Annotated in this window: 19 protein-coding genes and 2 pseudogenes; 12 read left to right on the top strand and 9 right to left on the bottom strand. The window is 68.2% G+C overall.

Annotation, left to right across the window (positions count from 1 at the left end):
- A pseudogene (locus OX89_RS15080) lies at positions 1 to 407 on the bottom strand (hypothetical protein); the annotation flags it as partial.
- A 301-nt stretch (positions 408 to 708) separates the two neighbouring features.
- Positions 709 to 1,215 carry an Lrp/AsnC family transcriptional regulator gene (locus OX89_RS15075; RefSeq protein WP_047351247.1) on the bottom strand — a complete coding sequence of 169 codons (507 nt, stop codon included), beginning with the start codon at positions 1,213 to 1,215 and terminating at the stop codon, positions 709 to 711.
- A 176-nt stretch (positions 1,216 to 1,391) separates the two neighbouring features.
- Here OX89_RS15075 and OX89_RS15070 point away from each other — a divergent pair, with 176 nt between their 5' ends.
- Positions 1,392 to 5,012: an indolepyruvate ferredoxin oxidoreductase family protein gene (locus OX89_RS15070; protein ID WP_047351246.1), complete on the top strand. Its 3,621-nt coding sequence runs from the start codon at positions 1,392 to 1,394 to the stop codon at positions 5,010 to 5,012.
- 85 nt (positions 5,013 to 5,097) lie between these two features.
- Here OX89_RS15070 and OX89_RS15065 read toward each other — a convergent pair whose 3' ends face one another.
- A complete protein-coding gene (locus tag OX89_RS15065; protein WP_047351245.1) occupies positions 5,098 to 6,228 on the bottom strand; it encodes a mechanosensitive ion channel family protein in 1,131 nt (376 codons plus the stop codon).
- Between the two features lie 391 nt (positions 6,229 to 6,619).
- On the opposite strand from OX89_RS15065, the gene yajC reads away from it, so the two are divergent.
- The 4 genes from yajC to OX89_RS15045 all read left to right on the top strand — a co-directional run bounded on the left by yajC (position 6,620) and on the right by OX89_RS15045 (position 12,351).
- The gene (gene yajC / locus OX89_RS15060) at positions 6,620 to 6,952 is read left to right on the top strand and encodes a preprotein translocase subunit YajC (protein ID WP_015914577.1); all 333 of its coding nucleotides are present in this window, start codon (positions 6,620 to 6,622) and stop codon (positions 6,950 to 6,952) included.
- 94 nt (positions 6,953 to 7,046) lie between these two features.
- The gene (gene secD, locus OX89_RS15055; RefSeq protein WP_047351244.1) at positions 7,047 to 8,945 is read left to right on the top strand and encodes a protein translocase subunit SecD; all 1,899 of its coding nucleotides are present in this window, start codon (positions 7,047 to 7,049) and stop codon (positions 8,943 to 8,945) included.
- A gap of 14 nt (positions 8,946 to 8,959) precedes the next feature.
- The gene (gene secF / locus OX89_RS15050; protein WP_047351243.1) at positions 8,960 to 9,913 is read left to right on the top strand and encodes a protein translocase subunit SecF; all 954 of its coding nucleotides are present in this window, start codon (positions 8,960 to 8,962) and stop codon (positions 9,911 to 9,913) included.
- Positions 9,914 to 9,996: 83 nt separating this feature from the next.
- Positions 9,997 to 12,351 (top strand): DUF1631 family protein, encoded by a 2,355-nt coding sequence (locus tag OX89_RS15045; protein ID WP_047351242.1) that lies wholly within the window; start codon positions 9,997 to 9,999, stop codon positions 12,349 to 12,351.
- A 233-nt stretch (positions 12,352 to 12,584) separates the two neighbouring features.
- On the opposite strand, the gene recX is transcribed toward OX89_RS15045, so the two are convergent.
- Together recX and recA are read right to left on the bottom strand one after the other, a co-directional pair.
- Complete coding sequence (recX, locus tag OX89_RS15040) at positions 12,585 to 13,040, bottom strand: recombination regulator RecX (RefSeq protein WP_011807085.1); 456 nt, start codon at positions 13,038 to 13,040, stop codon at positions 12,585 to 12,587.
- An 81-nt stretch (positions 13,041 to 13,121) separates the two neighbouring features.
- The gene (gene recA, locus OX89_RS15035) at positions 13,122 to 14,243 is read right to left on the bottom strand and encodes a recombinase RecA (RefSeq protein WP_011807084.1); all 1,122 of its coding nucleotides are present in this window, start codon (positions 14,241 to 14,243) and stop codon (positions 13,122 to 13,124) included.
- 149 nt (positions 14,244 to 14,392) lie between these two features.
- Here recA and OX89_RS15030 point away from each other — a divergent pair, with 149 nt between their 5' ends.
- The 3 genes from OX89_RS15030 (at position 14,393) to OX89_RS15020 (ending at position 17,136) form a co-directional block, all read left to right on the top strand.
- Positions 14,393 to 14,887 carry a MarR family winged helix-turn-helix transcriptional regulator gene (locus OX89_RS15030; RefSeq protein WP_047351241.1) on the top strand — a complete coding sequence of 165 codons (495 nt, stop codon included), beginning with the start codon at positions 14,393 to 14,395 and terminating at the stop codon, positions 14,885 to 14,887.
- A 49-nt stretch (positions 14,888 to 14,936) separates the two neighbouring features.
- Positions 14,937 to 15,611, top strand: a complete 675-nt coding sequence (locus tag OX89_RS15025; protein ID WP_011807082.1) for a response regulator transcription factor — start codon at positions 14,937 to 14,939, stop codon at positions 15,609 to 15,611.
- Positions 15,612 to 15,690: 79 nt separating this feature from the next.
- Positions 15,691 to 17,136 (top strand): sensor histidine kinase, encoded by a 1,446-nt coding sequence (locus OX89_RS15020; RefSeq protein WP_047351240.1) that lies wholly within the window; start codon positions 15,691 to 15,693, stop codon positions 17,134 to 17,136.
- Between the two features lie 80 nt (positions 17,137 to 17,216).
- Here the strand turns inward: OX89_RS15020 and OX89_RS15015 are convergent, their stop codons facing one another.
- On the bottom strand, positions 17,217 to 18,143 hold the full coding sequence (locus tag OX89_RS15015; protein WP_047351239.1) for a LysR substrate-binding domain-containing protein: 927 nt from the start codon (positions 18,141 to 18,143) through the stop codon (positions 17,217 to 17,219).
- Between the two features lie 110 nt (positions 18,144 to 18,253).
- On the opposite strand from OX89_RS15015, the gene OX89_RS15010 reads away from it, so the two are divergent.
- From OX89_RS15010 to OX89_RS15000, 3 genes are all read left to right on the top strand, one after another.
- A complete protein-coding gene (locus OX89_RS15010; RefSeq protein ID WP_011807079.1) occupies positions 18,254 to 19,219 on the top strand; it encodes a tripartite tricarboxylate transporter substrate binding protein in 966 nt (321 codons plus the stop codon).
- 18 nt (positions 19,220 to 19,237) lie between these two features.
- Complete coding sequence (locus OX89_RS15005; protein ID WP_011807078.1) at positions 19,238 to 20,176, top strand: N-formylglutamate amidohydrolase; 939 nt, start codon at positions 19,238 to 19,240, stop codon at positions 20,174 to 20,176.
- Between the two features lie 330 nt (positions 20,177 to 20,506).
- Positions 20,507 to 21,475 carry a tripartite tricarboxylate transporter substrate binding protein BugE gene (locus OX89_RS15000; protein ID WP_047351238.1) on the top strand — a complete coding sequence of 323 codons (969 nt, stop codon included), beginning with the start codon at positions 20,507 to 20,509 and terminating at the stop codon, positions 21,473 to 21,475.
- Positions 21,476 to 21,596: 121 nt separating this feature from the next.
- On the opposite strand, the gene OX89_RS14995 is transcribed toward OX89_RS15000, so the two are convergent.
- Genes OX89_RS14995 through OX89_RS14985 form a run of 3 tightly spaced genes read right to left on the bottom strand, consistent with a single transcriptional unit; the run spans position 21,597 to position 23,882 of the window.
- A complete protein-coding gene (locus tag OX89_RS14995) occupies positions 21,597 to 22,328 on the bottom strand; it encodes an SPOR domain-containing protein (protein WP_047351237.1) in 732 nt (243 codons plus the stop codon).
- 58 nt (positions 22,329 to 22,386) lie between these two features.
- Positions 22,387 to 23,244 (bottom strand): biotin--[acetyl-CoA-carboxylase] ligase, encoded by an 858-nt coding sequence (locus OX89_RS14990; protein WP_047351236.1) that lies wholly within the window; start codon positions 23,242 to 23,244, stop codon positions 22,387 to 22,389.
- On the bottom strand, positions 23,241 to 23,882 hold the full coding sequence (locus OX89_RS14985) for an SET domain-containing protein (protein WP_047351235.1): 642 nt from the start codon (positions 23,880 to 23,882) through the stop codon (positions 23,241 to 23,243). Before OX89_RS14985 ends, OX89_RS14990 begins: the two co-directional genes overlap by 4 nt.
- Positions 23,883 to 23,992: 110 nt before the next feature.
- On the opposite strand from OX89_RS14985, the pseudogene OX89_RS14980 reads away from it, so the two are divergent.
- Positions 23,993 to 26,641: pseudogene (locus OX89_RS14980) on the top strand (DNA topoisomerase III); the annotation flags it as partial.
- Positions 26,642 to 26,680 lie beyond the last annotated feature (39 nt).

The following is a 26,680-nucleotide window of genomic DNA, read 5'->3' as shown; positions in this document are numbered from 1 at the left end:
CAGCGATGCGGGTTACTACTCATTGCCGGGAGGCATCCATACAAGGGGCCATGGCCGGTGTCCACAATAGGAAGGCGGCGCCGGCTGGGCTCCTCGGCGGCCAGCTGCAACCAGGCCGTGAAAGCCTTGGCGGCCGACGACCCTTCGGTGGCAGGCAAAGGGTCGCGTACTTGGCGCACTCTGGCGGTCACGTCCTTGCGATTGAGACCGGTGGTGACCGAGATCTGGCTCAGGTTGGGGTCGGGAATGCCTTGGCTGCGCCAGAGATGGCGCGCCTCCTCCAGCAGCAGGTCCCTCAGGATTTCTTCGAGTTGGGCGTGCTTCAGTCCCATCGCCAACGCCAGCCTGACCGCGGGGCGAAGGATTCGTACCAGCGCGGACTGCGTCCATTTCAGGCGGTCTTGCATGGGAAGGTGAAAGGGCGAGAGGCTCGTCGCTCAAGTGTGACTGCTCATGCAGCCAGCGGTGCCTAAAAAATGCGAGTGTGCCATCTGCCTGACACCAGGAGAAGGACCGCCAGGCGCGATGGCCGTTGGCGACATGTTCCCTGAACGCGCTGGAGTTTGACCTCGCTGGAACAACGCCGCCCCGATGCGCGGGCGGCTTCAGCGGGTTGCTGGGATCGTGGCGCCTGGGCACCAGTTGCAATGAAAATGTGATCAAACCCTTATAGGGAAAGCGGTGCCAGCTACTGAATTAGGAGTGGTCCTACGCTGCGGCGCCACGCACCACGGGCCGCACCGGGCCCAGGTGCGCCAACGGCAGCGCGCCGCCTGCCTTGACCTCGCCCAGCGAGAAGCTGGTGTGCATGTCCTTCACGTTGGGCAGGTTCAGCAGCACGGTGCGTGCGAACTGCGAGAAGCTGTCCAGGTCGCGTGCCACCACCTGCAGCTCGAAGGTGCCGGTGCCGCTGATGTAGTGGCATGAGACCACCTCGGGGATCTGGGCGATGGCCTGCTCCATGGCCAGCGTCAGGTCGCCGGTGTTGCGCTCGGCGTCCAGGCGCACGAACGCCAGTACGCCCAGGCCGATCTTGTGGCGGTCGATTTCCGCGTGATAGCCGTGGATGTAGCCCGCTTCCTCCAGGGCGCGTACGCGCCGCCAGCACGGTGCAGCGGACAGGCCTACGCGTTGCGCCAGCTCGGCGTTGGTCAGGCGCGCCTCGGCCTGCAGCTCGCGCAGGATGGCGATGTCGTATTTGTCCAAGGTTTCCATTTTTGGATTGTTTTAAGAAAGAAGCTTTCGCGCATCAGGGTAAACGCGGCAAACAAAGCAAACACATATCGGTGTCTCGCGCATACACTGCGCAGATCGGGTGGCGCCCACACGGCACCGTCCCGCACGCCGCGCCCAACAGAGGCGGCGGATCACAGAACCCACGGAGACAAGACATGAATGCCCCGCTGCCCGAACACGTCCGCCGCGCGCTGGAGACGGTCACCCTTGAGGACAAATACACGCTGGGCCACGGCCGCGCTTTCATGAGTGGGGTGCAGGCCCTCGTGCGCCTGCCCATGCTGCAGCGCCAGCGCGATGCCGCCGTGGGCCTGAATACCGCGGGCTTCGTGAGCGGCTACCGTGGCTCGCCCCTGGGCGGCTACGACCAGGCCCTGTGGGGCGCCCGCAAGCACCTGGCGGAGCACCACGTGGTCTTCCAGCCCGGCGTGAACGAGGAGCTGGCCGCCACCGCCGTCTGGGGCACGCAGCAACTGGACATCTACCCCCAGTCCAAGAAGTACGACGGCGTGTTTGGCATCTGGTACGGCAAGGGCCCGGGCGTGGACCGTTGCTCCGACGTGTTCAAGCATGCCAACATGGCCGGCACGGCGCGGCATGGCGGCGTGATCGCCGTGGCGGGCGACGACCACATCAGCAAGAGCAGCACGGCGGCACACCAGAGCGACCACATCTTCAAGGCCTGCGGCCTGCCGGTGTTCTTCCCCAGCAGCGTGCAGGACATTCTGGACATGGGGCTGCACGCCTTTGCCCTGAGCCGCTTCTCGGGCCTGTGGTCCGGACTCAAGACCATCCAGGAGGTGGTGGAGTCGTCCAGCAGCATCTCTGTGGACCCCGACCGCGTGAAGATCGTCATGCCCGAGGACTTCACCATGCCGCCCGGCGGCTTGCACATCCGCTGGCCCGATGCGCCGCTGGAGCAGGAGGCGCGCCTCATGGACTACAAGTGGTACGCGGCACTGGCGTACATCCGCGCCAACAAGCTCAACTACAACGTGATCCAGGGCCCGCAGGACCGCTTCGGCATCATCGCCAGCGGCAAGGCGTACAACGACACGCGCCAGGCACTGGTGGACCTGGGCCTGGACGACGACACCTGCCGTCAGCTGGGCATCCGCGTGCACAAGGTCAACGTGGTGTGGCCGCTCGAAGCCACCATCACGCGCGATTTCGCGCAGGGCCTGCAGGAGATCCTGGTGGTGGAGGAAAAACGCCAGGTCATCGAATACCAGATCAAGGAAGAGCTCTACAACTGGCGCGCCGACGTGCGTCCCAACGTGCTGGGCAAGTTCGACGAGATCGAGGGTGACAACTCCGGCGGCGAATGGAGCATGCCCAATCCCAGCCAGAACTGGCTGCTGCGGCCCAAGGCCGACCTGACGCCGGCCATCATCGCCAAGGCGATCGCCAAACGCCTGAAGAAGCTGGGCGTGCCCGAGGACATCGTGGCGCGCATGGACGCGCGCATCTCCGTGGTGGAGGCGCGCGAGCGCGGCCTGCTGGAGGTGAAGACCGACACCGGCGAGCGCATGCCGTGGTTCTGCAGCGGCTGCCCGCACAACACCAGCACCCGCGTGCCCGAGGGCTCGCGCGCCGTGGCCGGCATTGGTTGCCACTACATGGCCAACTGGATGCCCGACCGCGCCACGAGCACCTTCACGCAGATGGGCGGCGAGGGCGTGACCTGGGTGGGCCAGGCGCCGTTCACCAAGGACAAGCACGTGTTCGCCAACCTGGGCGACGGCACCTACTTCCACAGCGGCCTGCTGGCGATCCGCCAGAGCATCGCCTCGGGCGCCAACATCACCTACAAGATCCTGTACAACGACGCCGTGGCCATGACCGGCGGCCAGCAGGTGGGCGAGCGCCCCGAAGGGCACTCGGTGGCGCAGATCGCCCACAGCCTGCGCGCCGAAGGCGTGGTCCGGCTGGCGGTGGTGACGGACGAGCCCGAGAAGTACCACGGCCGCACGCACCCGGCCAACGCCGCGCGCACCGGCCACCCCGAGCTGCTCAACGACCTGCCGCCGGGCATTGAGGTCTTCCACCGCGACGAGCTGGACCGCATCCAGCGTGAGTTCCGCGAGATCGCAGGCTGCACGGCCATCATCTATGACCAGACCTGCGCGACCGAGAAGCGCCGCCGCAGGAAGCGCGGCCTGCTGGCCACACCCGCCAAGACCGTGGTCATCAACGAGCTGGTGTGCGAGGGCTGCGGCGATTGCTCGGTGCAGTCCAACTGCCTGTCGGTGGAGCCGGTGGAGACCGAGTTCGGCCGCAAGCGCCGCATCAACCAGAGCACCTGCAACAAGGACTATTCCTGCGTGAAGGGCTTCTGCCCGAGCTTCGTCACCGTCGAGGGCGGCCAGCTCAAGAAACCCAAGAAGGAGAAGAAGGGCGACCTGTCCACGATGGCGCCCATCCCCGAGCCGGTGCTGCCGGCGGCCGAAGCCGCGTGGGGCATCGTCGTGGCTGGCGTGGGCGGCACGGGCGTGATCACCATCGGGTCCCTGCTGGGCATGGCCGCGCACCTGGAGGGCAAGGGCGTCATCACGCAGGACGCGGCGGGCCTGGCGCAAAAGGGCGGCTCCACCTGGAGCCATGTGCAGATCGCCAACCGCCCCGAGGCCATCCACACCACCAAGGTGGACACGGCCAAGGCGGACCTGGTGATCGGCTGCGACCCCATCGTTGCCGCGAACAAGGCCACGTTGGCCGCCATGCAGCCGGGGCGCACATTCGTGGCCCTCAACAGCCACGGCACACCGGCCGCGGCCTTTGTGCACAACCCCAATTGGCAGTTCCCGGCTGACGGCTGCGAGGCCGCCATCGCACAGGCCGTGGGCGCCGAGCTGCTGGGCGTGTTCGACGCCGAGCAGGTGGCCAGCCAGTTGCTGGGTGACAGCATCTACACCAACCCGCTGATGCTGGGCTATGCGTGGCAGAAGGGCCGCGTGCCGCTGTCCCACGCCGCGCTCATGCGCGCCATGGAGCTCAATGGCGTACAGGTGGAGAACAACAAGGCCGCCTTCGAATGGGGACGCCGCTGCGCGCACAACCTGGCCGAGGTGCAGGCGCTGTTCCAGGCCGCGCAGGTGATCCAGTTCGTGAAGAAGCCCGGCTTGGCCGAGATGGTCGCCAAGCGTGTGGACTTCCTCACGGGCTACCAGAACGCCGCCTATGCGGCCGAGTACCAGGCCTTCGTGGACAAGGTGCGCGCGGCCGAGGATTCACTGGGCCAGGGCACGCGCCTCACTGAGGCGGTGGCGCGCTACCTGTTCAAGCTGATGGCCTACAAGGACGAGTACGAAGTGGCGCGGCTGCACACCGACAAGGCGTTCACCGACAAGATCGCCGCGATGTACGAAGGCGATTACAAGCTGGTGCACCACCTGGCGCCCCCACTGCTGGCCAAGCACAACGACAAGGGCGAGCTGGTCAAGCAAAGCTACGGGCCCTGGGTGCGCAAGGCCTTCGGCGTGCTGGCTCGCATGAAGGGGCTGCGCGGCACGGCGCTCGATGTCTTCGGCCGGACCGAGGAGCGCAAGACCGAGCGCGCGCTGATCCGCGAATACCGCGCCTGCATCGAGGAACTACTGAAGGGCCTGACGGCCGAGCGCCTGGCGCTGGCGGTGGAGATCGCGCGTATCCCTGAGGACATCCGCGGCTACGGCCATGTGAAGGAGCGCCACCTGCAGGCCGCGCGCAAGAAGTGGTTCGCGCTCATGGACCGCTGGCGCGCCCCACACGCGGGTGCGCCCCGCCAAGTGGCCTGAGACGGTGGGCGGGTCTGTCATGCCCGCCCATTCCTTCTGAGCCCGCCCGTCGCCGCCTGCCCCTGCCCGAGGGCAACGCGGTCGTTCACGCGTTTTGAGGAATGGGCATGCCGGCCGCACTGGACGGGCCTTCTTGCCCGGCCGGCGGGTCGGCCAGCTGCACGCGGCTGACCGGCACCGCCAGCCGCATGCCCAGCGCCTGCAGCCGGCCCAGCAACGCCAGGTTGATGCGCTGCTGCAGGTCCATGTAGAGGTTGTAGTCCGGGTCTTTGACGATGTAGACCACTTCGTAATCGAGCGAGCTGGCGCCAAATCCCTTGAAATGCGCGCGGTCGAAGCGCAGTTGCGGTTCGGCCTCGATGATGTCGCGCACCGCTTGTGCCAGGGCCTGCGCCTGCGCGGGCGAGGTGTCCTGCGCCACGCCAAAGCCAAACACGATGCGGCGCTCGCGCATGTGGCGATAGTTGTTGATGGTCTGCTTGAGCAGCTCGGTGTTGCTCATCACCACCTGTTCCCCGCTCAGGGCGCGGATGCGCGTGGTCTTTACGCCCACCTGCTGCACGGTGCCTGCGATGGGACCCACGACGATGAAGTCGCCCACCTCGAAGGGCTTGTCCACCGCGATCGCCATGGAGGCGAACAGATCGCCCAGCACGCTTTGCACCGCCAGCGCCACCGCAATGCCGCCCACGCCCAGGCTGGCCACGAAGGCGGTGATGTTCACCCCCAGGTTCGAGAGGATGGCCAGCAGCACCGTGGCCCACACCAGCGTGCGCAGCCCCCAGGACATGAGCGTGGCCGAGGCGCTGATCTGCCCCGTGCCCGCGGCGCCATGGTGGCGCCGGTAGCGCTCGACCCCCAGACTGATGGCGCGCGTGCCCCACAGCCCCAGCTGCACCGCCACGGCCAGGAACCAGAGCTGGCTCACACGGTCATGCCAACGCCCGGGCAGGTCCAGCATGCCGGTGCCCACCAGCAGTGCCGCCAGCAGGATGAGCAGACGGCTGGTTCCGGCGAGCACCTGCGCCAGCAGGCTTGCCGCGCCGGCATCGCCGCCGCCGGATTTGCGGTCGGCATGCGCGACGGCCCAGCGCAGCAGCAGCGTGAGCGCCAGGTAGATGCCCATGGCCGTGGCCGCCGCCGCCAATACTTCGGCAGCGGACATGCCCCAGAACCACTCTGTCTCCAGCCAGGCGGATACCGATGCGAAATCCATGGAAAGCGTTTCCTTTCTTGACACGGGGGGTGGGAGAGAAGGGGCCGCGGCGCGGCGCCGGCCGCCGCGGGCGGCACACAGGCATGCTACGAAGCCCTGCCAGGCGCCGGCGTAGGCCCAGGCCGACGATGGGCGCGTCGCATCCGATGCATTAACCGCCCCTGGTCCGGGGCTTTATGCTATATATGTGATAGCTGCTGGCGCTCACTGGACGGGCGTTGCAAGGTGTTTTGATACTGAATTCCAGAGGGCGCCCGCAGCCCGCCGGCCGCCGGTGCGCGCAGCCCTGGCCGGCAGCCCCCCGCATACAATGGCCGGCTCACCGCCCGCAGGCCCTGGCGCCTCCCGGCGGAGCCCCTTTGCACCTATTACTACCAGTGGAGTCCTTCCCGTGTTGATTTCTTCTGCCTTTGCACAGACCGCCCCCGCCGCAGCCGCCGAGGCCGGCCTGATGGGATCGCTCACCAGCATGCTGCCGCTGGTGCTGATGTTCGTGGTGCTGTACTTCATCATGATCCGTCCCCAGATGAAGCGCCAGAAAGAGCACCGCGCCATGATCGACGCGCTGGCCAAGGGCGACGAAGTGGCCACGGCCGGCGGCTTGCTGGGCAAGGTGGCGGGCCTGAGCGAAGGCTACCTGCAACTGGAGATTGCGCCTGGCGTGCAGGTGCAGGTGCAGCGCAGCGCCGTGGCCCAGGTGCTGCCCAAGGGCACGGTCAAGTAAACCGTCCCAGCTGTAGGCCTACGGGCCTTGTTATGAGGGCAGTGCTGCGCCGCATCCCGCGGCCGCTGCCCCGTATGGATTGAAGAGCGCGATCATGAACCGTTATCCGGTCTGGAAGTACGCGATCCTGGTGATCGTGTTGCTCATTGGGGCCCTGTATACCCTGCCCAACTTCTTTGGCGAGGCGCCTGCGGTGCAGGTGTCGTCGGCCAAGGCCACGCTGAAGGTCGACGCCGCGGTCCAGCAGCGCGTCGAGGACGCGCTGAAAGCCGCCAACGTGGCCTCGGACTCCATCGTGTTCGACGGCAACTCGGTGCGCGCGCGCTTTGACACGCCGGACAACCAGCTCAAGGCCAAGGACGCGATCGAGAAGGCCCTGATCCCCGACCCGAGCGATCCTTCCTACATCGTGGCGCTGAACCTCGTGTCGCGCTCGCCCGACTGGCTCACCGCGCTGCATGCACGGCCCATGTACCTCGGCCTGGACCTGCGCGGCGGCGTGCACTTCATGCTGCAGGTGGACATGCAGGCGGCGATCACGAAGAAGATCGAGTCGTACGCAGGCGACCTGCGCAGCGCGCTGCGCGAGAAGAACATCCGGCACGGCGGCATCGGCCGCGAAGGGCAGGCCGTGGACATCCGCGTGCGCGACGAGGCCACGCTCACGGCGGCACGCAACCTGATCGCCGACCAGTTCCCGGACCTGGCGGTCGTGAGCAGCGCCGACGGCGACGGTATGCGCCTGCGCGCCACCATCAAGCCCGAGGCCCTGCGCAAGGTGCAAGAGCAGGCCTTGAAGCAGAACATGGTCACACTGCACAACCGCATCAACGAACTGGGCGTGGCCGAGCCCGTGATCCAGCAGCAGGGCCTGGACCGCATCGTGGTGCAGCTGCCCGGCGTGCAGGACACGGCCAAGGCCAAGGACATCCTGGGCCGCACCGCCACGCTGGAAGTGCGCATGGTGGACGAGGGCACCGAGGCGCGCGCCGCCGAAATGGGTACGGGCCCCGTGCCGTTCGGTACCGAGAAATACCTGGACCGCAACGGCCAGGCCGTGATCGTGAAGAAGCAGGTCGTGCTGACCGGCGAGAACCTCACCGACGCGCAGCCAGGATTCGACGGCCAGACCCAGGAGCCCACCGTGAACCTCACGCTGGACGCCAAGGGCTCGCGCATCTTCAAGGACATCACGCGCGAGAACGTGGGCAAGCGCATGGCCATCGTGCTGTTCGAAAAGGGCAAGGGCGAGGTGGTGACCGCGCCCGTGATCCGCAGCGAGATTGGCGGTGGTCGCGTGCAGATCTCCGGCCGCATGACCACGGCCGAGGCCAACGACACCGCACTGCTGCTGCGCGCCGGCTCGCTGGCCGCGCCCATGGAGATCATCGAGGAATACACCATCGGCCCGAGCCTGGGTGCCGACAACATCGAACGGGGTATCCAGTCGGTGGTCTGGGGCATGGTGGCCATCGCGGCCTTCATGTGCGTGTACTACAGGCTGTTCGGCGTGTTCTCCACGATCGCGCTGGGCGTGAACGTGCTGCTGCTGATCGCCATCCTGTCGATGCTGCAGGCCACGCTGACCCTGCCCGGCATCGCCGCCATGGCCCTGGCGCTGGGCGTGGCCATCGACTCCAACGTGCTGATCAACGAGCGCATCCGCGAGGAACTGCGCGCTGGCGTGGCCCCGCAGGCGGCGATCGCCACGGGCTACGAGCGCGCCTGGGCCACCATCCTGGACTCCAACGTCACCACGCTGATTGCGGGCCTGGCGCTGCTGGCCTTCGGCACGGGGCCGGTGCGCGGCTTTGCCGTGGTGCACTGCATCGGCATCCTGACCAGCATGTTCTCGGCGGTGTTCTTCTCGCGTGGCCTGGTCAACCTCTGGTATGGCCGCAAGAAGAAGCTCAAGAGCGTGTCCATCGGCCAGGTGTGGAAGCCCGAGGGCGATGAGCACCGCTCGGTGGCTGCCCGCGGCAACAGCAACTAAGAAAGGGGAAAACCATGGAGTTTTTCCGCATCAAAAAAGACATCCCGTTCATGAAGTACGCGTTGGTGCTCAACGCGGTGTCTTTCATCACTTTCGCGCTGGCGGTGTTCTTCCTGGTCACGCGGGGCCTGCACCTGTCGGTGGAGTTCACGGGTGGCACCGTCATGGAGGTGGCCTACACGCAGACGGCCGACACGGCCAAGGTGCGCGACACCGTCGCGGGCCTGGGCTATGCCGACGTGGTGGTGCAGAACTTCGGCACCTCGCGCGACGTGATGATCCGCCTGCCCGTGCAAAAGGGCGTCACCTCGGCCCAGCAAAGCGAGCAGGTGCTGAGCGCGCTGAAGGCGCAGGACCCCGAGGTCACGCTGCGGCGCACCGAGTTCGTGGGCCCGCAGGTGGGCGAAGAACTGGTGCACAGCGGCCTGATGGCGCTGGGCATGGTGGTGCTGGGCATCGTGATCTACCTGGCCTTCCGCTTCGAGTGGAAGTTCGGCGTGGCAGCGGTGATCGCCAACCTGCACGACGTGGTCATCATTCTGGGCTTCTTTGCGTTCTTCCAATGGGAGTTCTCGCTGTCGGTGCTGGCCGGCGTGCTGGCCGTGCTGGGCTATTCGGTGAACGAGTCGGTGGTGATCTTCGACCGTATCCGCGAGGCCTTCCGCAAGTTCCGCAAGCTCAACACGCATGAGGTGATCGACCACGCCATCACCTCCACCATGAGCCGCACCATCATCACCCATGCCTCCACCGAGGCCATGGTGCTGTCCATGTTCTTCTTCGGGGGCCCCAGCCTGCACTACTTCGCACTGGCGCTGACCATCGGCATCCTGTTCGGCATCTACTCGTCGGTGTTCGTTGCCGCGGCCATCGCCATGTGGCTGGGCGTCAAGCGCGAAGACCTGGTCAAGGCGCCGACCCGCAAGGAAGGCGACCCGGCCGACCCGAACTCCGGCGCCGTGGTCTGACGATGCGCGTGCGCAGCCGCCTTGTCCGCGTGCCGATGCAAAGGCCGGGGCGCGACAGCGGCTGGGGCTAATATCGGAGCCCTATGGATTTTTCGCCCACTTCCACTGCCCACCGACGGCTGGCCCACCTGGCCCGCCAGCGTTTCGTGGAGGGGCTGTGCGCCGGCTTGCCGGCGCTGGACAAAACAGTCCATGACTTCCTGACCGAGTTGATGGGGCAGACCGCCACGCAGCGCGACATGCAGTTGCGGCGCGATGCCTGGATGGGCCATCAGGCCCACCGCAAGACCTGGGTGGAACATCTGGGCCGGGCTTGGCGGGAAAGCCTGGCGCCCCCGCCCGTCACGGGGCGCGGCACCCTCAACGCGTCCAAGGCGTTCGATGGGCTTGAGCTGCTGGGTGACGACGTGCTGGAGAACAAGATCATCGCCTCGCGCATGGCGCTGACCCTTACCGAGCATGTGGCCGCTCCTTTCGATTCCGCGCGGCAGCGCACACAGCATCTGGAAGGCCGTGAGCTGGCCGGCACCGATATCCTGCGCCCCGAAACCCTGTGCCTGCATCTGGTCGAGCAGTGGGTGGAGGTGGGCCTGCAGCGCGACCATTTGCAGATGGTGATCGACCCGCTGCAGCGCGAACTGGCGGCGCTGGCGCTGGCGCAGTACCAGGCCCTTGTGAAGCTGTACGACGAACAGGGCGTCGTGGCGCAGGACGACCTGCGCGCCCGCGTGCGCCGCGCGGCCGCCGGCCCCAACACCGGCAGCCCCGCCGAGCCGCCGCCCGCGTCCGGTCCCGTGGGGCTGGCCTCGCAGGCATTGCAGCAGTCGCGCGCCGCGCTGGGGCGGCCCACGGAATTTGCCCCCACGCGCCAGGCGGCGTCGGCCTTCATGCCTCCGCCCCCCGGCATGCGCGGGCAGCCGGCGATGGCCGGCATGGGCAGCCCGCTGGTGCGCGCGCGCCAGCGCGCCCAGGGCGTGATGGTGCAGCTGCGGCGCTTGCTCACGCAGCCCACTACGGGCTACGACATGGTCAAGGCACCCCCCGCGTCCGCGGCGCTGGCCCATGCGCTGGCGGCGCACCGCGTCTCGGCCGACAGCTACTACAGCGACGTGGCCACGCTGGTTGAGGACTACAGCCCACAGGCCGTGGTCCGCGTGGCGAGCGCCGTGCGCGAGCGGTCCGTGGAGTTCAAGAAGAAGGCCAGCACCGCCAGCGAGAAGGCCATCATCGAGGTGGTGGCGCTGATGTTCCAGAGCATCCTGAGCGAAGACCGCATCCCGCCCTCGGTGCGCGTGTGGTTTGCGCGCCTGCAGGTGCCGGTGCTGCGCGTGGCGCTGGCCGAGCCCGAGTTCTTCAGCAACCTCACGCACCCCGCGCGCCAGCTCATCGACCGCATGGGCGCCTGCGTGCTGGGCTTTGACGCCAGCTCCATCAACGGCAGCGCGCTGGAGGCCGAGATCCGCCGCATCGTGCAGGTGATCGAGCAGTACCCCGAGACCGGCCAGCGCGTGTTCCAGCTGGTGCACGACGAGTTCGAGAAATTCCTCGCCAAATTCCTCACCGAGAAGCAGGGCACCTCGCGCATCGTCAGCGTGGCCCAGCAGGTGGAGCAGCGCGAGACGCTGGCGATCCAGTACACCATCGAGCTGCGCGCTCTGCTCAAGGACATGCCGGTGCGCGACGAGATCCGCGAGTTCTTGTTCAAGACATGGGCCGAGGTGCTGGCGATGTCGGCCGTGCGCGACGGGGCCCAGCATGCCAGTACCGCCGCCTTCAAGCGCGCCGCGGCCGACCTGGTGTGGGCGGCGGGCGCCAAGCCCAACCGCGCCGACCGTGCGCTGGTCATCCAGAACCTGCCGGCGCTGCTGCAGAGCCTGCGCCAGGGGCTGGCGCTGATCGGCGTGGCGGGGCCCGAGCAGGACGCACAGATCAAGGGAATCACCGACACGCTGGCCGACGCTTTCCTCTCCAAGACGGCCTCGATCCCGCAGGCGCACATCGATGCCATGGCCAAACGCCTGGCGAACCTGGAGGACTACATCGGCGACGAGGCGCTGGGCGACATGCCGCTGAGTGCGGACAACATCGAGTTGCTGCTGGGCATCGACGCCTCGTCCATCCACGTCATCGCCGACAATGGCGCGCCTGTGCAGGACGACATGGTGGCCTGGGCGCAGCAGCTGCCGCTGGGCACCTGGTTCACGCTGGACCACAACGGCGCGTCCACCCAGGTGCAATACGCCTGGCACAGCCAGCGCAAGCAACTGCACCTGTTCGCCACGCGCGATGGCGGCAGCTACCTCATCCAGCTGCGCCGGCTGGGGGCCTACCTGCAGGCGGGTCTGCTGGTGGCGCAGGAGGAGGAGAGCCTCACGCTGCGCGCCACGCGCGATGCGCTCACCAAGCTGGACGCCAACCCGGAGCGCCTGCTGGGTTGAGCGGTCGCGCCGCGGCCCAACGCGCACAACGGGGGCCGGCTGCGCACAGCCGCGCCGCGGGCCTCAAGCCTCTGGCATGTCCGTGGCGGCGCTGAAGCCATCGCGCGTATTGCGCGGCCTGGCATTGCACGACGGCGCGGCGTTGCGGGGTGCGACCGGTGGCGGACTGCGCGTCGACAGCTGCTATGGATGAAATAGCTTTGACGCTGGACAGAAGCGCGCCAAGCCCCGTTCTATTCCCATTCATCACCACCCCGCACCACGCGGCGCACCACGTCGGCGGCGAAGCCACGCGTGGCCAGAAAGCGCATCTGGCGCGCACGCTCCTGCGGCGTGTCGGCGGGCTGGTCGCCAAAGCGCTGGCGCCACACGGCCCGGGCGCGCTGCAGTTCGGTGCCCGCCAGCTGGGCGGCGGTGCTGCGCACCAAATCCTCGTCCAGCCCCTTGCGCCGCAGCTCCTGCAGCACGCGCTGGGTGCCGAAGCGCTCCGCGCGGCGGTGCACCACGGACTCGGCCACGCGCTCTGCATTGATGAAGTCGCGCGCCTGCAGCTCGTCCAGCAGCGCCGGCAGATCGTCGCCCTCCTGCACGTGGCGCGCCAGCTTGGCCTGCAGTTCGCTGCGCGAATGCTCGCGCTGGGCAAGCAGGCGCAGCGCACGGCCCTTGAGGGAGAGGGCGGTGAATCCCATGAATGCTATTGAAAAAAGAGCTTCCAGCGCTTGATGGTCAAGCGCTGGAGGCAGATTTCGTTCAAAAACCCCGGTGCGTGGTTACGCCTCGATCTCGCCCGTCTTGTCGGCCTTCTTGCCGCGCGCAGGCTTGTCTTCGGGCAGATCGGCCGCCGGGCTCGCGTGGCCCGTGGGCAGCAGTGCGATGCCCAGGCTTTCGCGCACCTTGTTCTCGATCTCCACGGCCAGGCCAGGGTTCTCGCGCAGGAACTCGCGGGCGTTGTCGCGGCCCTGGCCGATCTTTTCGCCGTTGTAGGCATACCAGGCGCCACTCTTTTCCAGGATGCGCGCGTTCACGCCCATGTCGATGATCTCGCCCTCGCGCGAGATGCCCTCGCCGAACAGGATGTCGAACTCGGCCGTCTTGAACGGGGGCGAGACCTTGTTCTTCACCACCTTCACCTTGGTCTCGTTGCCGATCGCCTCGTCGCCCTTCTTGATGGTGCCGGTGCGGCGGATGTCCAGGCGCACCGAGGCGTAGAACTTCAGCGCGTTGCCGCCGGTGGTGGTCTCGGGGCTGCCGAACATCACGCCGATCTTCATGCGGATCTGGTTGATGAAGATGACCATGCAGTTGGTCTTCTTGATGGTGGCGGTGAGCTTGCGCAGCGCCTGGCTCATCAGGCGTGCCTGCAGGCCGGGCAGGGCGTCGCCCATCTCGCCCTCGATTTCGGCCTTGGGCGTGAGGGCGGCGACCGAGTCCACCACGATCAGGTCCACGGCGCCCGAGCGCACCAGGCTGTCCACGATCTCCAGCGCCTGCTCGCCCGTGTCCGGCTGGCTGATGAGCAGGTCGGTGAGCTGAACGCCGAGCTTGCTGGCGTACTGCACATCCAGCGCATGCTCGGCATCCACGAAAGCGCACTGGCCGCCTTGCTTCTGCATCTCGGCGATGACCTGCAGCGTGAGCGTGGTCTTGCCCGAGCTTTCCGGCCCGTAGATCTCGATCACGCGGCCGCGCGGCAGGCCGCCCACGCCCAGGGCGATGTCCAGACCCAGCGAGCCGGTGGAGACCACCTGGATGTCCTCAATGGCCTCGCCCTCGCCCAGGCGCATGATGGTGCCCTTGCCGAACTGCTTTTCGATCTGCGCGAGGGCGGCTTGCAGGGCCTTGGCCTTTTCGCTGTTGACGGCGGTTGCGTTGCCTTTGACGGTGGCGTCCATGGAATGCTCCTTCGGGTCGGGGTCACGGTGAAATCGTGTGCCTGCCTGGAAACTGTTTCCAATGACAGGCTGGATGCTTGAACAGTAGTTTATGGGCGGTTGATGCGTTATCCAATCAATTTTTGGTCAGTTTGGCTGACAATGTGCGGATGACCGCTCCCCCCACCCTCGACGACCGCTGGCGCCAGACCCACCTGGGCCGCCTGCTGGGCCATGCCATGCGGCGCTTCGATGCGCGTGTGCTGCAGCTCATGGCGCGCGACGTGCAGGTGCCGCTGGCGCTGTCCAACCTCGCGGCGCGCGACCAGGTAAGCGCCGCGCACATCCACATCACGCGGCATCTGTCGCTGCAGGGGGACCGCCTCACCGACCTGGCCGAGCGCGCGGGCATGGCCAAGCAGTCCATGGCCGCGCTGGTGGAGCAGTGCGCGGCCTGGGGCCTGGTCACGCGCGAGCCCGATCCGCGCGATGCGCGTGCGCGCCTGGTGCGCTTCACGCCCACGGGACTGGCGTGGCTGCAGGCGTTTCGCGCGGCGGTGGCGCAGGCCGAGGGCGAGTTCCGCGCCGAGGTGGGGCAGGACGTGGCCACGGTGGTCGCGCTGGGCCTGGAGGCCTATGCCGGCGGCGAGGGCACGGCGGCCTAAAATTCAGGCAGAGCGCAGGCCGGCGCACGACAACCAGGAGAGACACCCCATGCGCATCCTCATCGCCGAAGACGACCAGGTGCTTGCCGACGGGCTGCTGCGCACGCTGCGCGGCTCGGGCGCCGTGGTGGACCATGTGGCCAGCGGCACCGAGGTCGATACCGCGCTCCTGACCAACAACGAGTTCGACCTGCTGATCCTCGACCTGGGCCTGCCCAAGATGCACGGCCTGGAGGTGCTCAAGCGCCTGCGCGGGCGCGGCTCGGCGCTGCCGGTGCTGATCCTCACGGCGGCCGACAGCGTGGACGAGCGCGTGAAGGGCCTGGACCTGGGCGCCGACGACTACATGGCCAAGCCGTTCGCGCTGTCGGAGCTGGAGGCGCGCGTGCGTGCGCTCACGCGCCGCGGCATGGGCGGCACCAGCAGCGCCATCCGCCACGGGCCCCTGGTGTACGACCAGGCGGGCCGCGTGGCCACCATCGACGGCAAGATGGTGGAGCTGTCCGCGCGCGAGCTGGGCCTGCTGGAGGTGCTGCTGCAGCGCGCCGGCCGCCTGGTGAGCAAGGAGCAACTGGTGGAGCGCCTGTGCGAGTGGGGCGAGGAGGTGAGCAACAACGCCATCGAGGTCTACATCCACCGCCTGCGCAAGAAGATCGAGCGCGGGCCGATCCGCATCGCCACCGTGCGCGGCCTGGGCTACTGCCTGGAAAAGATCCCCGGCTGACGGGACCCGTGGATGCTCTGTTATTGATAGCTGCTTGCGCTTGATACATAAGCGCTAGCGGCCAAAAACACCCACCACCTTGAAAATCTTCCAGCGCGAGCAGCGCTCCCTCTTCGGCGAAATCCTGGACTGGATGCTCACGCCGCTGCTGCTGCTGTGGCCGGTGAGCCTGGCGCTGACCTGGCTGGTGGCCCAGGGCCTGGCCAACAAGCCCTTCGACCGCGCGCTGGAGTACAACGCCCATGCGTTGGCGCAGCTCGTCACGGTGCACGACGGCAAGGTGCTGTTCAACCTGCCCCAGCCCGCCAGCGAGATCCTGCGCGCCGACGAGTCCGACATCGTCTATTACCAGCTCATCTCGCCGACGGGCGAATACCTCTCGGGCGAGCGCGACCTGCCCCTGCCGCCGCCCGAGGAGCGGGTGTTCTCCGGCGAGGTGCGGCTGCGCGACGCCGAGCTGCGCGGCATCGACATCCGCGTGGCCTACATCTGGGTGCGCGTGCCGCTGCCCGACGCGCCCGCCGCGCTGGTGCAGGTGGCCGAGACACGCGCCAAGCGCAGCGTGCTGGCCACCGAGATCATCAAGGGCGTGATGCTGCCGCAGTTCGTCATCCTGCCGCTGGCGGTGCTGCTAGTCTGGCTGGCGCTGGCGCGCGGCATCAAGCCGCTGCACCAGCTGGAGGAGCGCATCCGCGCGCGCAAGCCTGACGACCTCTCGCCGCTGGACCACAAGGCCGTGCCGATGGAAGTGGCGCCGCTGGTGGATTCGGTGAACGACCTGCTGCGCCGCCTGTCGGAATCCATGGCCACGCAAAAGCGCTTCCTGGCCGACGCCGCGCACCAGCTCAAGACCCCCCTGGCCGGGCTGCGCATGCAGGCCGACCTGGCGCAGCGCGAGGGCACCAGCACCGAGGAGCTCAAGCAGTCGCTCAAGCAGATCGGGCGTTCGTCCATCCGCGCCACGCACACCGTCAACCAGTTGCTGGCGCTGGCGCGGGCCGAGGGCGGCAGCGCCGTGGTGCAGCGCCAGCCGCTGGACCTGGCGCGGCTGGTGATCGAGGTGGTGGAGGGCAGCGTGCCGCGCGCCATGGACAAGCACATCGACCTGGGCTACGACGGCGCCGAGCCCGGCACCAATGGCGTGTGGATGGACGGCAACCCCACGCTGCTGAAGGAACTGGTGCGAAACCTGGTGGACAACGCCATCAACTACACCCCATCCAGCGCGCAGCAGCCCGGCGTGATCACCGCGCGCGTGCTGCCCGACCCGTTCAGCCATGTGCTGCTGCTGCAGGTGGAGGACTCGGGGCCCGGCGTGCCCGAGGCTGAGCGCGAACTGGTCTTCCAGCCCTTCTACCGCGCGCTGGGGACGGACGCCGACGGCTCCGGCCTGGGCCTGCCCATCGTGCGCGAGATCGCGCGCCAGCACGGCGCCGAGGTGGAACTGGAAGACGTGCGCCCCGGCGCGGCCATGCCCGGCGCGCGCTTCAGCGTGCGGTTCACGGCACGCGAATCGGGGCCATAGCGCCGCCGCTGTCCGATGCTATCGATCAAATAGCTGCTCGCGCTTGATGGGCAAGCGCTGGAGGTCATTTTGAGGTCGATTCAAGCAGCCGGTGCGGCCGTGCCCGCCGCGGGGTCCGCCAGCGCCAGCAGCCAGTCGCGAAAGCGCACCAGCGTGGCCAGCTGCGCACGCGACTCGGGGTAGCACAGCCAGTAGCCCAGGTCGCTCGTGTAGCCGCCGCCGGGCAGCGGCTCGGTGACGGTGCCGGCGGCAATCTCGTCCTGCACCAGGCAGCGCGGCACCAGGGCCAGGCCCATGCCCACCGACACCGCGCGGATGATGGTCTGGAACTGGTCGAACTGCGGGCCGGCCAGCGGGTCCAGGCCGTTCACGCCGTGCGCCTCGGCCCAGTGCTGCCAGGCGCCGGGCACGCTCACGTGGCGCAGCAGCGTGTGGCGTGCCACGTCCTGCGGGCTGTGCAGGGGCGGCGCGCCGGCCAGCCCGGCGCGCGGGCCGATCAGGGCCACGTCGTTGCCCGTCAGGTAGTGCGCGCGTGCGCCCGGCCAATGCCCGTCGCCGAACAGGATGGAGCAGTCCAGCTCGGGGTCGGCAAAGTCGTAGCCGTGCACGTAGGGCACGAAGTGCAGCGTGATCTGCGGGTGCTGCGCACGCAGCTGCGGCAGGCGCGGAATCAGCCACTTGGCGGCCAGCGTGGGCAGCACCGACAGGTGCAGCGCGCCGCCCTCGTCACCGCTGGTGATCAGCTCCAGCGTGGCCGCCTCCAGGCGGGCGAGCAGGGCGCTCACGGCCTTTTCGTAGCGCTCACCGGCGGGCGTGAGCGACAGGCGCTTGCGGCTGCGCTCGAACAGCGCAACGCCCACCCAGCGCTCCAGCTCCTGCACCTGCTTGCTCACCGCGCTCTGGGTGAGGTGCAGCGCCTCGGCCGCGCGCGAGATGCCCCCGAAGCGGGCCACGGTACAGAACGCCCGCAGCAGATGCAGCGGCGGGTGAAGGCGGCGCAGGATCATGGGATTTGCCGATCAAAACATTCCACAATGGAATGATAACAGGCACAGCTATTGCTTTTCCGTCCGCACCCCTTCGTTTATCTTTCGTGCACCATCAAAGGAGTGAGTCCATGCAACGTCGCAAACTGATTGCCGCGCTGGCGGTTACCTCTGTAGTTTCTGGAATGACCTTCGCCCAGGACAACAGCCGTCCCCTGCGCATCGTCGTGCCCTTCCCGCCGGGCGGCGCTACCGACATTGCCGGCCGCTCGCTGCAGGAACCCCTGCAGCGCTTGCTGGGCCAGCCGGTGGTGATCGAGAACAAGGCCGGCGCGGGCGGCTCCATCGGCATGGCCGAGGTGGCGCGCGCCACCGACGGGCTGACCTTCGGCGTGGCCACGTTGTCCACCCACGGCGTGAACCCGGCCGTGCTGGGCAAGCTGCCCTACGACCCCATCAAGGACTTCGTCGGCGTGACCGAGATCGTCAAGGCGCCCGGCATCATCGTGGTCAACCCCAAGGTGCTGCCCGTCAAGGACTTCGCCGACCTCGTGAAGCACCTGAAGGCCCATCCCGGCAAGGTGGAATACGCGACGCCGGGCAACGGCACCATCGGCCACATGTGGGGTGAGCTGTTCAAGAGCGCCACGGGCACCAGCATGGTGCACATCCCCTACCGCGGTGCGGGTCCGGCCACCAACGACGTGCTGGGCGGCCAGGTGCCGGTGTACTTCGACCAGGTGGCCTCGTCGCTGCCGCACGTGAAGGCCGGCAAGCTCAAGGCCCTGGCCGTGTCCTGGCACGAACGCCTGGCCGTGCTGCCCGACGTGCCCACCTATGCCGAGCTGGGCTACAAGCAGGCCAACGATGCGTCGTGGTTCGGCCTGGTGGCGCCCAAATCCACCCCCGCGGCCCAGGTGCAGCGCGTGCAACAGGCCGTGGCCCAGGCCCTCAAGGAGCCGGCGGTGCGCGATCGCCTGGCGGCCCAGGGGCTGTATGCGTCGGGCACCACGCCCGCCGAGTTCTCCGCGCAGATCGCGCGTGAAATTGACAAGATGAAACAGGTGGCAGCCTATGCCAAGATCAAACTGGATTGATTTCCACGGAGTGTGCCTATGCAAGCAGTGCTGAAACTGATCCACAGCCAGTACCTGCAGGCCGAGCCCGGCGCAGCCGGCGCCCCTGCGGCGCCGCCCGCTGCGTCACCCGCACGCATGGTCTCCCGCATCGCGGGGCGCACGCCCCTGGTGCTGGATTCGCCGCACAGCGGCACCGTCTACCCCGCCGACTTCCGCGCTGCGCTGGACCTGCCCGTGCTGCGCCGTGCGGAGGACACCCACGTCGAAAAGCTCTACGCCTTCGCGCCCGGGCTGGGCGTGGGCTGGGTGGAGGCGCATTTCCCGCGCATCTACCTGGACGCCAACCGCGACACTACCGAACTGGACGCCACCCTGCTGGACGCGCCCTGGCCCGACCCGGTCACCACCGACCCCGTGGTGCTGCAGAAGGTGCGCCTGGGCAAGGGGCTGATCTGGAAGTTCACCGACGAGGGCGAGCCCATCTACGACCGCCCGCTGGGCGTGGACGAGGTGCGTGCGCGCATCGAGCGCTGCTGGCGGCCCTACCACGCGGCGGTGGCGGCCGAGATCGACGCCGCCCACGCGCGCCATGGCTACAGCATCCACCTCAACTGCCACTCCATGCCCGCCGTGGCCGCCAGCCATGCCACGCTCTACCCGGGCCTGCACCATGCCGACTTCGTGGTGGGCGACCGCGACGGGGCCACCGCCAGCCCGGCGCTGTCGCAGCAGATCTGCGCGTTCCTGCGCGAGCGCGGCTACAGCGTGGACTACAACCATCCCTACAAGGGTGTGGAACTGGTGCGCCGCTACGGCAACCCGGCGCAGCATCGCCACAGCATCCAGGTGGAGATCAACCGCAAGCTCTACATGGACGAGCAGACGCTGGACATCCTGCCGGCAGGGTTCGACCGGCTGCGCGCCGACCTGCGCGCGCTGGTGGAGTCTCTGCTGGCGACCGACCCGCGCGGCTGACCGCTGGCGGCGGCATTCAGGCGGCGGCCTCGGCCGCGAAGGGGCCCGCGGCTGTACCGAGGTTCCCAACGCAAGGCCCGTTCCCATGGACGGGCCTTTGTCATTCCACGCGCTTGTGCAGGCCAGTAGCGATAAAAAACATAGCTGCTGGCGCTTACCAGGCAAGGGTGAATGCGGGATTTCTTCCCTACGGCCACCGGGCGCTGCCGCGGTGTGCGCCGGCAGTGCATTCCGCATTGAAATGAGATGTGTCGCAATGCTCATTGTTCAGCGGCCCGCGGGGTTACCAGAATGGTTTGTTACCAAAGACCAACCTTGAGGGAGCATTGCATGCAGCGTAGAGACATCCTGACACTGGCGGCCGCTGGCGCCATCCCCGGCCTGGCGAGTGCCCAGGCCTCCAGCAGCACCCTGCGGCTGGTGGTCCCCTTCCCGCAGGGCGGCGCCACCGACATCACCGCGCGTGTGCTGGCCGGGCCGCTGTCGCGCATCCTCGGCATGCCCGTGAAGGTGGACAACCTGCCCGGCGCGGGCGGCGCCACCGGCATGCAGGCGGTGGCCAAGGCCGCGGCCGACGGGATGACGCTGGGCGTGGCCACGCTCTCCACGCATGGCGTGAACCCCGCCGTGTACAAGAAGCTGCCCTATGACGCGATCAAGGACTTTGCGGCGGTGACCGAGATCGTCAAGGCTCCGGGCGTGCTGGTGGTGCACCCCAGCGTGCCGGCACAAAACTTCGAGCAGTTCATCAAGCTGCTCAAGAGCCAGCCGGGCAAGATCACCTATGCCACGCCCGGTGCGGGCACCATCGGCCACATGTGGGCCGAGCTGCTGCAAAGCACCACCGGCACGTCCATGAAGCACGTGCCCTTCCGCGGCGCGGCGCCCGCCGTGGCCGACCTGCTGGAGGGCAAGGTGCAGGTGTACTGCGACCAGGTGGCGTCGTCGCTGCCGCACATCCAGTCGGGCAAGCTGCGCGCGCTGGCCGTGTCGTGGAACCAGCGCCTGGCCGTGCTGCCCAAGGTGCCCACCTATGCCGAGCTGAGCCTGTTCACCAACAACGATCCGTCGTGGTTCGGTCTGGTGGCACCCGCCGGCACGCCCGCCGTCGTGGTCCGCGCGCGCCGTGACGCCGTCGCACAGGCGCTGGAGGAGCCCGCCGTGCGCAAGGCGCTGGCCGACCACGGGCTGTTCCCCTCGGGCTCGCTGCCCGCGGAATTCGGGGCCCAGATCCAGAAGGAAGTGGACAAGATGCGGCGCGTGAGCCGCTTCGCGCAGATCAGCCTCGACGCGGGCTGACGGCTGACGGCGGGCCGGCAGCAGCGCTGCCGGTGCGAAGGCCGCCATCCATCAAGGCTGCCGCGCGCCATGCCGCGCAGGCCACCGCGGTCGGCAAACCGCGCCGGCGGCGTGCCAGGGATCAGGCGCAGGGGCGCAGCGTCTTGCCGGCCAGCGCCGGCTGCAGCGTGGTGTCCAGGCGTGTGCGCAGCGTGTCGTTCACGGCCGGCAGGCGCAGCATGAAGCCGGGCGCGTCGGCGCGCTCCTGCACCACGCGCGCGGTGCGCACGCCCTGGTTGGCCAGCAGGGCCATGCCGCGCTGCGCGGCCTCCTCGGTGGAAAAGCGTCCCAGCGACAGCCCCGGCTCCAGTGCCGCGCCGGGCCGGTCGTAGGGGATCTTGAGCGTGCGCAACTCGGCGCGCTTCTTGGCCACCGCTTCTTCGTCGGGAAAGCGCCCCATGTACACCATCCAGCGGCCCGTGATCGGCGTGGGCTCCAGGGTCCAGCTGCCCTCGGGCAAGACGGCCGCCGCCTGGCGCAGCGCGTCGGCCTGGCGCGCGTCGAACACGCCCGCCTGCAGGCAGGCCGGGGGCTCCGCGGGCGCGGCGGCGGTTGCGGGGGACGCCGCCGCCCCGCTGGCAGCGGGTGCGGAGGCCGGCGCGGAAGACGCCGGGCCCGCCGGTGCCGCGGATGACGCGGCCCCCTTGCTGCCCTGAGGCAGCAGGCGCAGGTTCTGCGGGGCGATCTGCTGCTCCATGCGCTGCGGCTCGGACTCATCCACCGGCGCCAGGCCCCAGCCGCGCAGCAGCCCTTGCGACCAGGCGTAGTAGCCGGCGTTGGCCAGCAGCAGAAGCACGACGGCAAGGCGCAGCATGGCTCAGTCCTTCAGGGTGCGGGGGCGCGCAAAAAACGCGGGGAACGCGGCGCGGCGGTCATTGCGGGCGCACGCTGATCTCGGCGCTGGTGACGGGCTGCATGCCGCGCGCGGTGTGCACCAGCAGCGTGCCGTCCTCGGTCACGCCGTGGGCCGTTCCCTGCGTGCCGTCGCTCAGCGTGACGGCGCGCCCGGCCAGCAGATCGCGCTGTGCAAAGCGCGCCTGGAACGGGGCGAAACCATGCTCGGCAAAACCCAGCAGCGCATGCACCAGCGGCGGCGCGATGCGCTGCAGCGCGCTGGCCGCGGTGAGCGTGGTGTCCACCTCGCGCAGGCACGCGGGGGGCGTGCGCAGCCCGTCGGCCAGCACGGGCAACACGTTCAGCCCGATGCCCACCACCACGTAGCGGCTCTGGCCCGCCACCAGCGGCGGCACGGCCGCGCCGGGCGCGGTCACGGTGGCCGTCTCCACCAGAATGCCGCCGAGCTTGCGCCCATCCTGGAGCCACAGGTCGTTGGGCCACTTGAGCAGGATGCGCGGGTGCCCGCTGCCTTCGGAGGGCAGGACGGGCTGCAGCGCCTGCGCCACGCTCACGCCCACGGCCAGCGACAGGCCCGACCAGTCGTGCGGCGCCAGCGGCAGGCCCAGCGAAAACGTGAGCGCGGGCACCACGCCGGTGTCGCGGTAGGTGGCGGCGCTGTGCCAGTCGCGCCCCAGGCGGCCGCGGCCGGCGGTCTGCTCCTCCGTCACCAGCAGCGTGGGCTCCAGCCGGCCGTCGCGCGCGCGGCGCATGAGCTCGCTGTTGGTGGAGTCGATGCTGGGCAAGACCTCTACGGTGAAGCCGGGCAGCAGCGGCGCAATCGCCTCCCACAGGGCCTCGGCCGGCCAGCGCACGGGGGTGGCGGCGGGGCTCACCGCTGGGCGCTCCTGCGGCCCTGGCGGGGTTTCGCGGATTTGGCGGGCTTGCCGGCTTTGCCGCTGCCTTTGGCTTCCTCGGCCTTGCGGGTCTTTGGGGCCTTCCCGGCTTTTTCGGTGGGAGGTTGGGGTGCCAGGCCCGGCGGCGCCCAGCCGCGCTTGGGCGCCAGCAGCGTGCCGCGGCAATTCTTGCTGCCGCACCAGCAGGGGTATTCGGCCTTGAGCTTCTTGGTGTAGCGCTCCTGGATGATCAGGCCGTAGTCGTAGTTCAGTTCCTCGCCCGCGCGGATGTTGCGCAGCGCGGTGATGAAGATGCGGCCATCGCGCTCGTCGGCAAAGCAGTTGGGGTCGCAGCTGTGGTTGATCCAGCGCGAGGAATTGCCGCCGAACTTTGCGTCGATCACGCGGTCTTCATCCACGTGGAAGTAGAAGGTGTGGTTGGGCTGCGCGGGGTCGTGCGGGTGGCGGTCCTGGGCTTCCTGCCAGCTGATGACCTCGCCCGTGTACTCGACGAGGACCTCGCCCTCGGCAATGTCCTGCACGGCGAACACGCCCTTGCCATGCACGCCCGAGCGCCGGGTCTGGATGCGCCGACCGGCGGCGGGCATGGGGGCAGCGGTGGAAGCGGTGCGGGGCATGGGGAAACTCTGTTACTTTGAATGTGTGCACACATGCGTGCGCGTGCGCGCGTGTGAGGCGGATTGTAGAAGCGCCAGCAGGGCGCGGTATGGCGTAAGAGACCCACAAAATGACCAAAACACTGGTAATTGCAGAAAAGCCCTCGGTGGCGCAGGACATCGTGCGCGCCCTCACGCCGGTTGCCGGCAAGTTCGAGAAGCACGAGGACCATTTCGAGAATGAGCGCTACGTGGTCACCAGCGCCGTGGGCCACCTGGTGGAGATCCAGGCGCCCGAGGAATTCGACGTCAAGCGCGGCAAGTGGAGCTTTGCCCATCTGCCGGTGATCCCGCCGTATTTCGACCTGAAGCCCGTGGACAAGACCAAGAGCCGCCTGAACGCGGTGGTCAAGCAGGCCAGGCGCAAGGACGTGACCGAGCTTGTGAACGCCTGTGACGCGGGCCGCGAGGGCGAGCTGATCTTCCGCCTGATCGAGCAGTACGCCGGCGGCGCCAAGGGCGGGCTGGGCAAGCCCGTGAAGCGCCTGTGGCTGCAGAGCATGACGCCCCAGGCCATCCGCGACGGCTTCGAGAACCTGCGCAGCGACCAGCAGATGCAGGGCCTGGCCAGCGCCGCGCGCAGCCGCTCCGAGGCCGACTGGCTGGTGGGCATCAACGGCACGCGCGCCATGACGGCCTTCAACTCGCGCGACGGCGGGTTCTTTTTGACCACCGTGGGCCGCGTGCAGACGCCCACGCTGTCGCTGGTGGTGGAGCGCGAGGAAAAAATCCGCAAGTTCGTCAGCCGCGACTACTGGGAAATCCACGCGGGCTTTCATGCCGAGGCCGGCGAATACCTGGGCAAGTGGTTCGACCCCAAGTGGAAGAAGAGCGACGACCCCGAGGCCCGCGCCGACCGCGTCTGGTCGTACCACCAGGCCAAGGACATCGCCGACGCCGTGCGCGGCAAGGCCGCCACCGTCACTGAGGAAAGCAAGCCCACCACCCAGGCATCGCCGCTGCTGTTCGACCTGACCAGCCTGCAGCGCGAGGCCAACGGCAAGTTCGGCTTCTCCGCCAAGACCACGCTGGCCCTGGCGCAAAGCCTGTACGAACGCCACAAGGCGCTGACCTACCCGCGTACCGACTCGCGCGCGCTGCCCGAGGACTACCTGCCCGTGGCCAGGCAGACCTTCGGCATGCTGGCCGGCAGCGGCATGCGCCACCTGGCGCCGTTCGCGCAGCAGGCGCTGGACGACGGCTACGTGCGCCCGTCCAAGCGTATCTTCGACAACAGCAAGGTGAGCGACCACTTTGCCATCATCCCCACCACGCAGGCCCCCAGCGGCCTGTCCGAGGCCGAGCAAAAGCTCTACGACCTGGTGGTGCGCCGCTTCATGGCGGTGTTCTTCCCCAGTGCCGAATACCAGGTCACCACGCGCATCAGCCAGGTGGTGGGCCACTCGTTCAAGACCGAGGGCAAGGTGCTGGTCAAGCCCGGCTGGCTGGCCATCTACGGCAAGGAAGCCGCCAACGAGGTCGAAGACGGCAAGGCTGGCGACAAGGGCCAGCCGCTGGTGCCCGTCAAGCCCGGCGAGATGACCCACACCGAGTTCGCCGAGGCCAAGGGCCTGAAAACCAAGCCGCCCGCGCGCTACTCCGAAGCCACGCTGCTGGGCGCCATGGAAAGCGCCGGCAAGCAGATCGACGACGACGAACTGCGCGAAGCCATGCAGGAGAAAGGCCTGGGCACGCCGGCCACGCGCGCGGCCATCATCGAAGGCCTGCTGACCGAAAAATACATGCTGCGCGAAGGCCGCGAGCTGATCCCCACCGCCAAGGCCTTCCAGCTCATGACGCTGCTGCGCGGCCTGGATGTGCAGGAGCTGTGCCGCGCCGACCTGACGGGCGAGTGGGAATTCAAGCTCGCGCAAATGGAAAAGGGCCAGCTGAGCCGCGAGGCCTTCATGCAGCAGATCCAGGCCATGACCGAGAAGCTGGTCAAGAAGGCCAAGGAATACGACCGCGACACCATCCCCGGCGACTACGCCACGCTGTCCACGCCGTGCCCCAACTGCGGCGGCGTGGTGAAGGAGAACTACCGCCGCTACGCCTGCACGGGCGCGAACGGCGCGGGCGAGGGCTGCGGCTTCTCGTTCACCAAGTCGCCCGCGGGCCGCACGTTTGAAACCGCCGAGGCCGAGCAGCTATTGCGCGACCGCCGCATCGGCCCGCTGGAGGGCTTCCGCTCCAAGGCCGGCTGGCCCTTCGTGGCCGAGGTCACCATCGCCCGCGACGAAGAGGCGGGCAACTACAAGCTCGAATTCGACTTTGGCGACGACAAGAACGCCGAGGAATCGGGCGAGATCGTGGACTTTGCCGGCCAGGAAAGCTTAGGTGCCTGCCCCAGCTGCGGCGCGCCCGTGTACGAACACGGCAGCAACTACGTGTGCAGCAAATCCGTGCCCACCGCCCAGCAGCCCACGCCGTCGTGCACCTTCAAGAGCGGCAAGGTCATCCTGCAGCAGCCCGTGGAGCGCGCGCAGATGCAAAAACTGCTGGCCACCGGCAAGACCGACCTGCTGGACAAGTTCGTCAGCATGCGCACGCGCCGCGCGTTCAAGGCCTTCCTGGCCTGGGACAAGGAGGCGGGCAAGGTCAACTTCGAGTTCGAGCAGCGCGAATCCAAATACCCGCCGCGCAAGACGGCTGCTGCAAAAACAGGAGCTGCCAGCGCACGTGGGACGGGCGCTGGAGCCGCAAAAGCCTCTAAGGATGCCCTGAATAACTCGAATGCGTAAGTGCTACAAGGTCACCGG

Source organism: Diaphorobacter sp. J5-51 (genome assembly GCF_001023515.1).
GTDB classification, from domain to species: domain Bacteria; phylum Pseudomonadota; class Gammaproteobacteria; order Burkholderiales; family Burkholderiaceae_C; genus Diaphorobacter; species Diaphorobacter nitroreducens.
Note: the sequence above shows the minus strand (reverse complement) of the source record. Positions and strands in the feature narration are given on the sequence as shown.

Excerpts from the sequence above, each read along its gene's own strand:
- OX89_RS15065 (WP_047351245.1), bottom strand. The coding sequence starts at position 6,228 with ATGGATTTCGCATCGGTATCCGCCTGGCTGGAGACAGAGTGGTTCTGG.
- OX89_RS14995 (WP_047351237.1), bottom strand. The coding sequence starts at position 22,328 with ATGCTGCGCCTTGCCGTCGTGCTTCTGCTGCTGGCCAACGCCGGCTAC.
- OX89_RS15010 (WP_011807079.1), top strand. The coding sequence starts at position 18,254 with ATGCAACGTCGCAAACTGATTGCCGCGCTGGCGGTTACCTCTGTAGTT.
- recX (WP_011807085.1), bottom strand. The coding sequence starts at position 13,040 with ATGGGATTCACCGCCCTCTCCCTCAAGGGCCGTGCGCTGCGCCTGCTT.
- OX89_RS15015 (WP_047351239.1), bottom strand. The coding sequence starts at position 18,143 with ATGATCCTGCGCCGCCTTCACCCGCCGCTGCATCTGCTGCGGGCGTTC.
- OX89_RS14985 (WP_047351235.1), bottom strand. The coding sequence starts at position 23,882 with ATGCCCCGCACCGCTTCCACCGCTGCCCCCATGCCCGCCGCCGGTCGG.
- OX89_RS15045 (WP_047351242.1), top strand. The coding sequence starts at position 9,997 with ATGGATTTTTCGCCCACTTCCACTGCCCACCGACGGCTGGCCCACCTG.
- OX89_RS15075 (WP_047351247.1), bottom strand. The coding sequence starts at position 1,215 with ATGGAAACCTTGGACAAATACGACATCGCCATCCTGCGCGAGCTGCAG.
- secD (WP_047351244.1), top strand. The coding sequence starts at position 7,047 with ATGAACCGTTATCCGGTCTGGAAGTACGCGATCCTGGTGATCGTGTTG.
- secF (WP_047351243.1), top strand. The coding sequence starts at position 8,960 with ATGGAGTTTTTCCGCATCAAAAAAGACATCCCGTTCATGAAGTACGCG.
- OX89_RS15025 (WP_011807082.1), top strand. The coding sequence starts at position 14,937 with ATGCGCATCCTCATCGCCGAAGACGACCAGGTGCTTGCCGACGGGCTG.
- recA (WP_011807084.1), bottom strand. The coding sequence starts at position 14,243 with ATGGACGCCACCGTCAAAGGCAACGCAACCGCCGTCAACAGCGAAAAG.
- OX89_RS15000 (WP_047351238.1), top strand. The coding sequence starts at position 20,507 with ATGCAGCGTAGAGACATCCTGACACTGGCGGCCGCTGGCGCCATCCCC.
- OX89_RS15005 (WP_011807078.1), top strand. The coding sequence starts at position 19,238 with ATGCAAGCAGTGCTGAAACTGATCCACAGCCAGTACCTGCAGGCCGAG.
- OX89_RS15030 (WP_047351241.1), top strand. The coding sequence starts at position 14,393 with ATGACCGCTCCCCCCACCCTCGACGACCGCTGGCGCCAGACCCACCTG.
- OX89_RS15070 (WP_047351246.1), top strand. The coding sequence starts at position 1,392 with ATGAATGCCCCGCTGCCCGAACACGTCCGCCGCGCGCTGGAGACGGTC.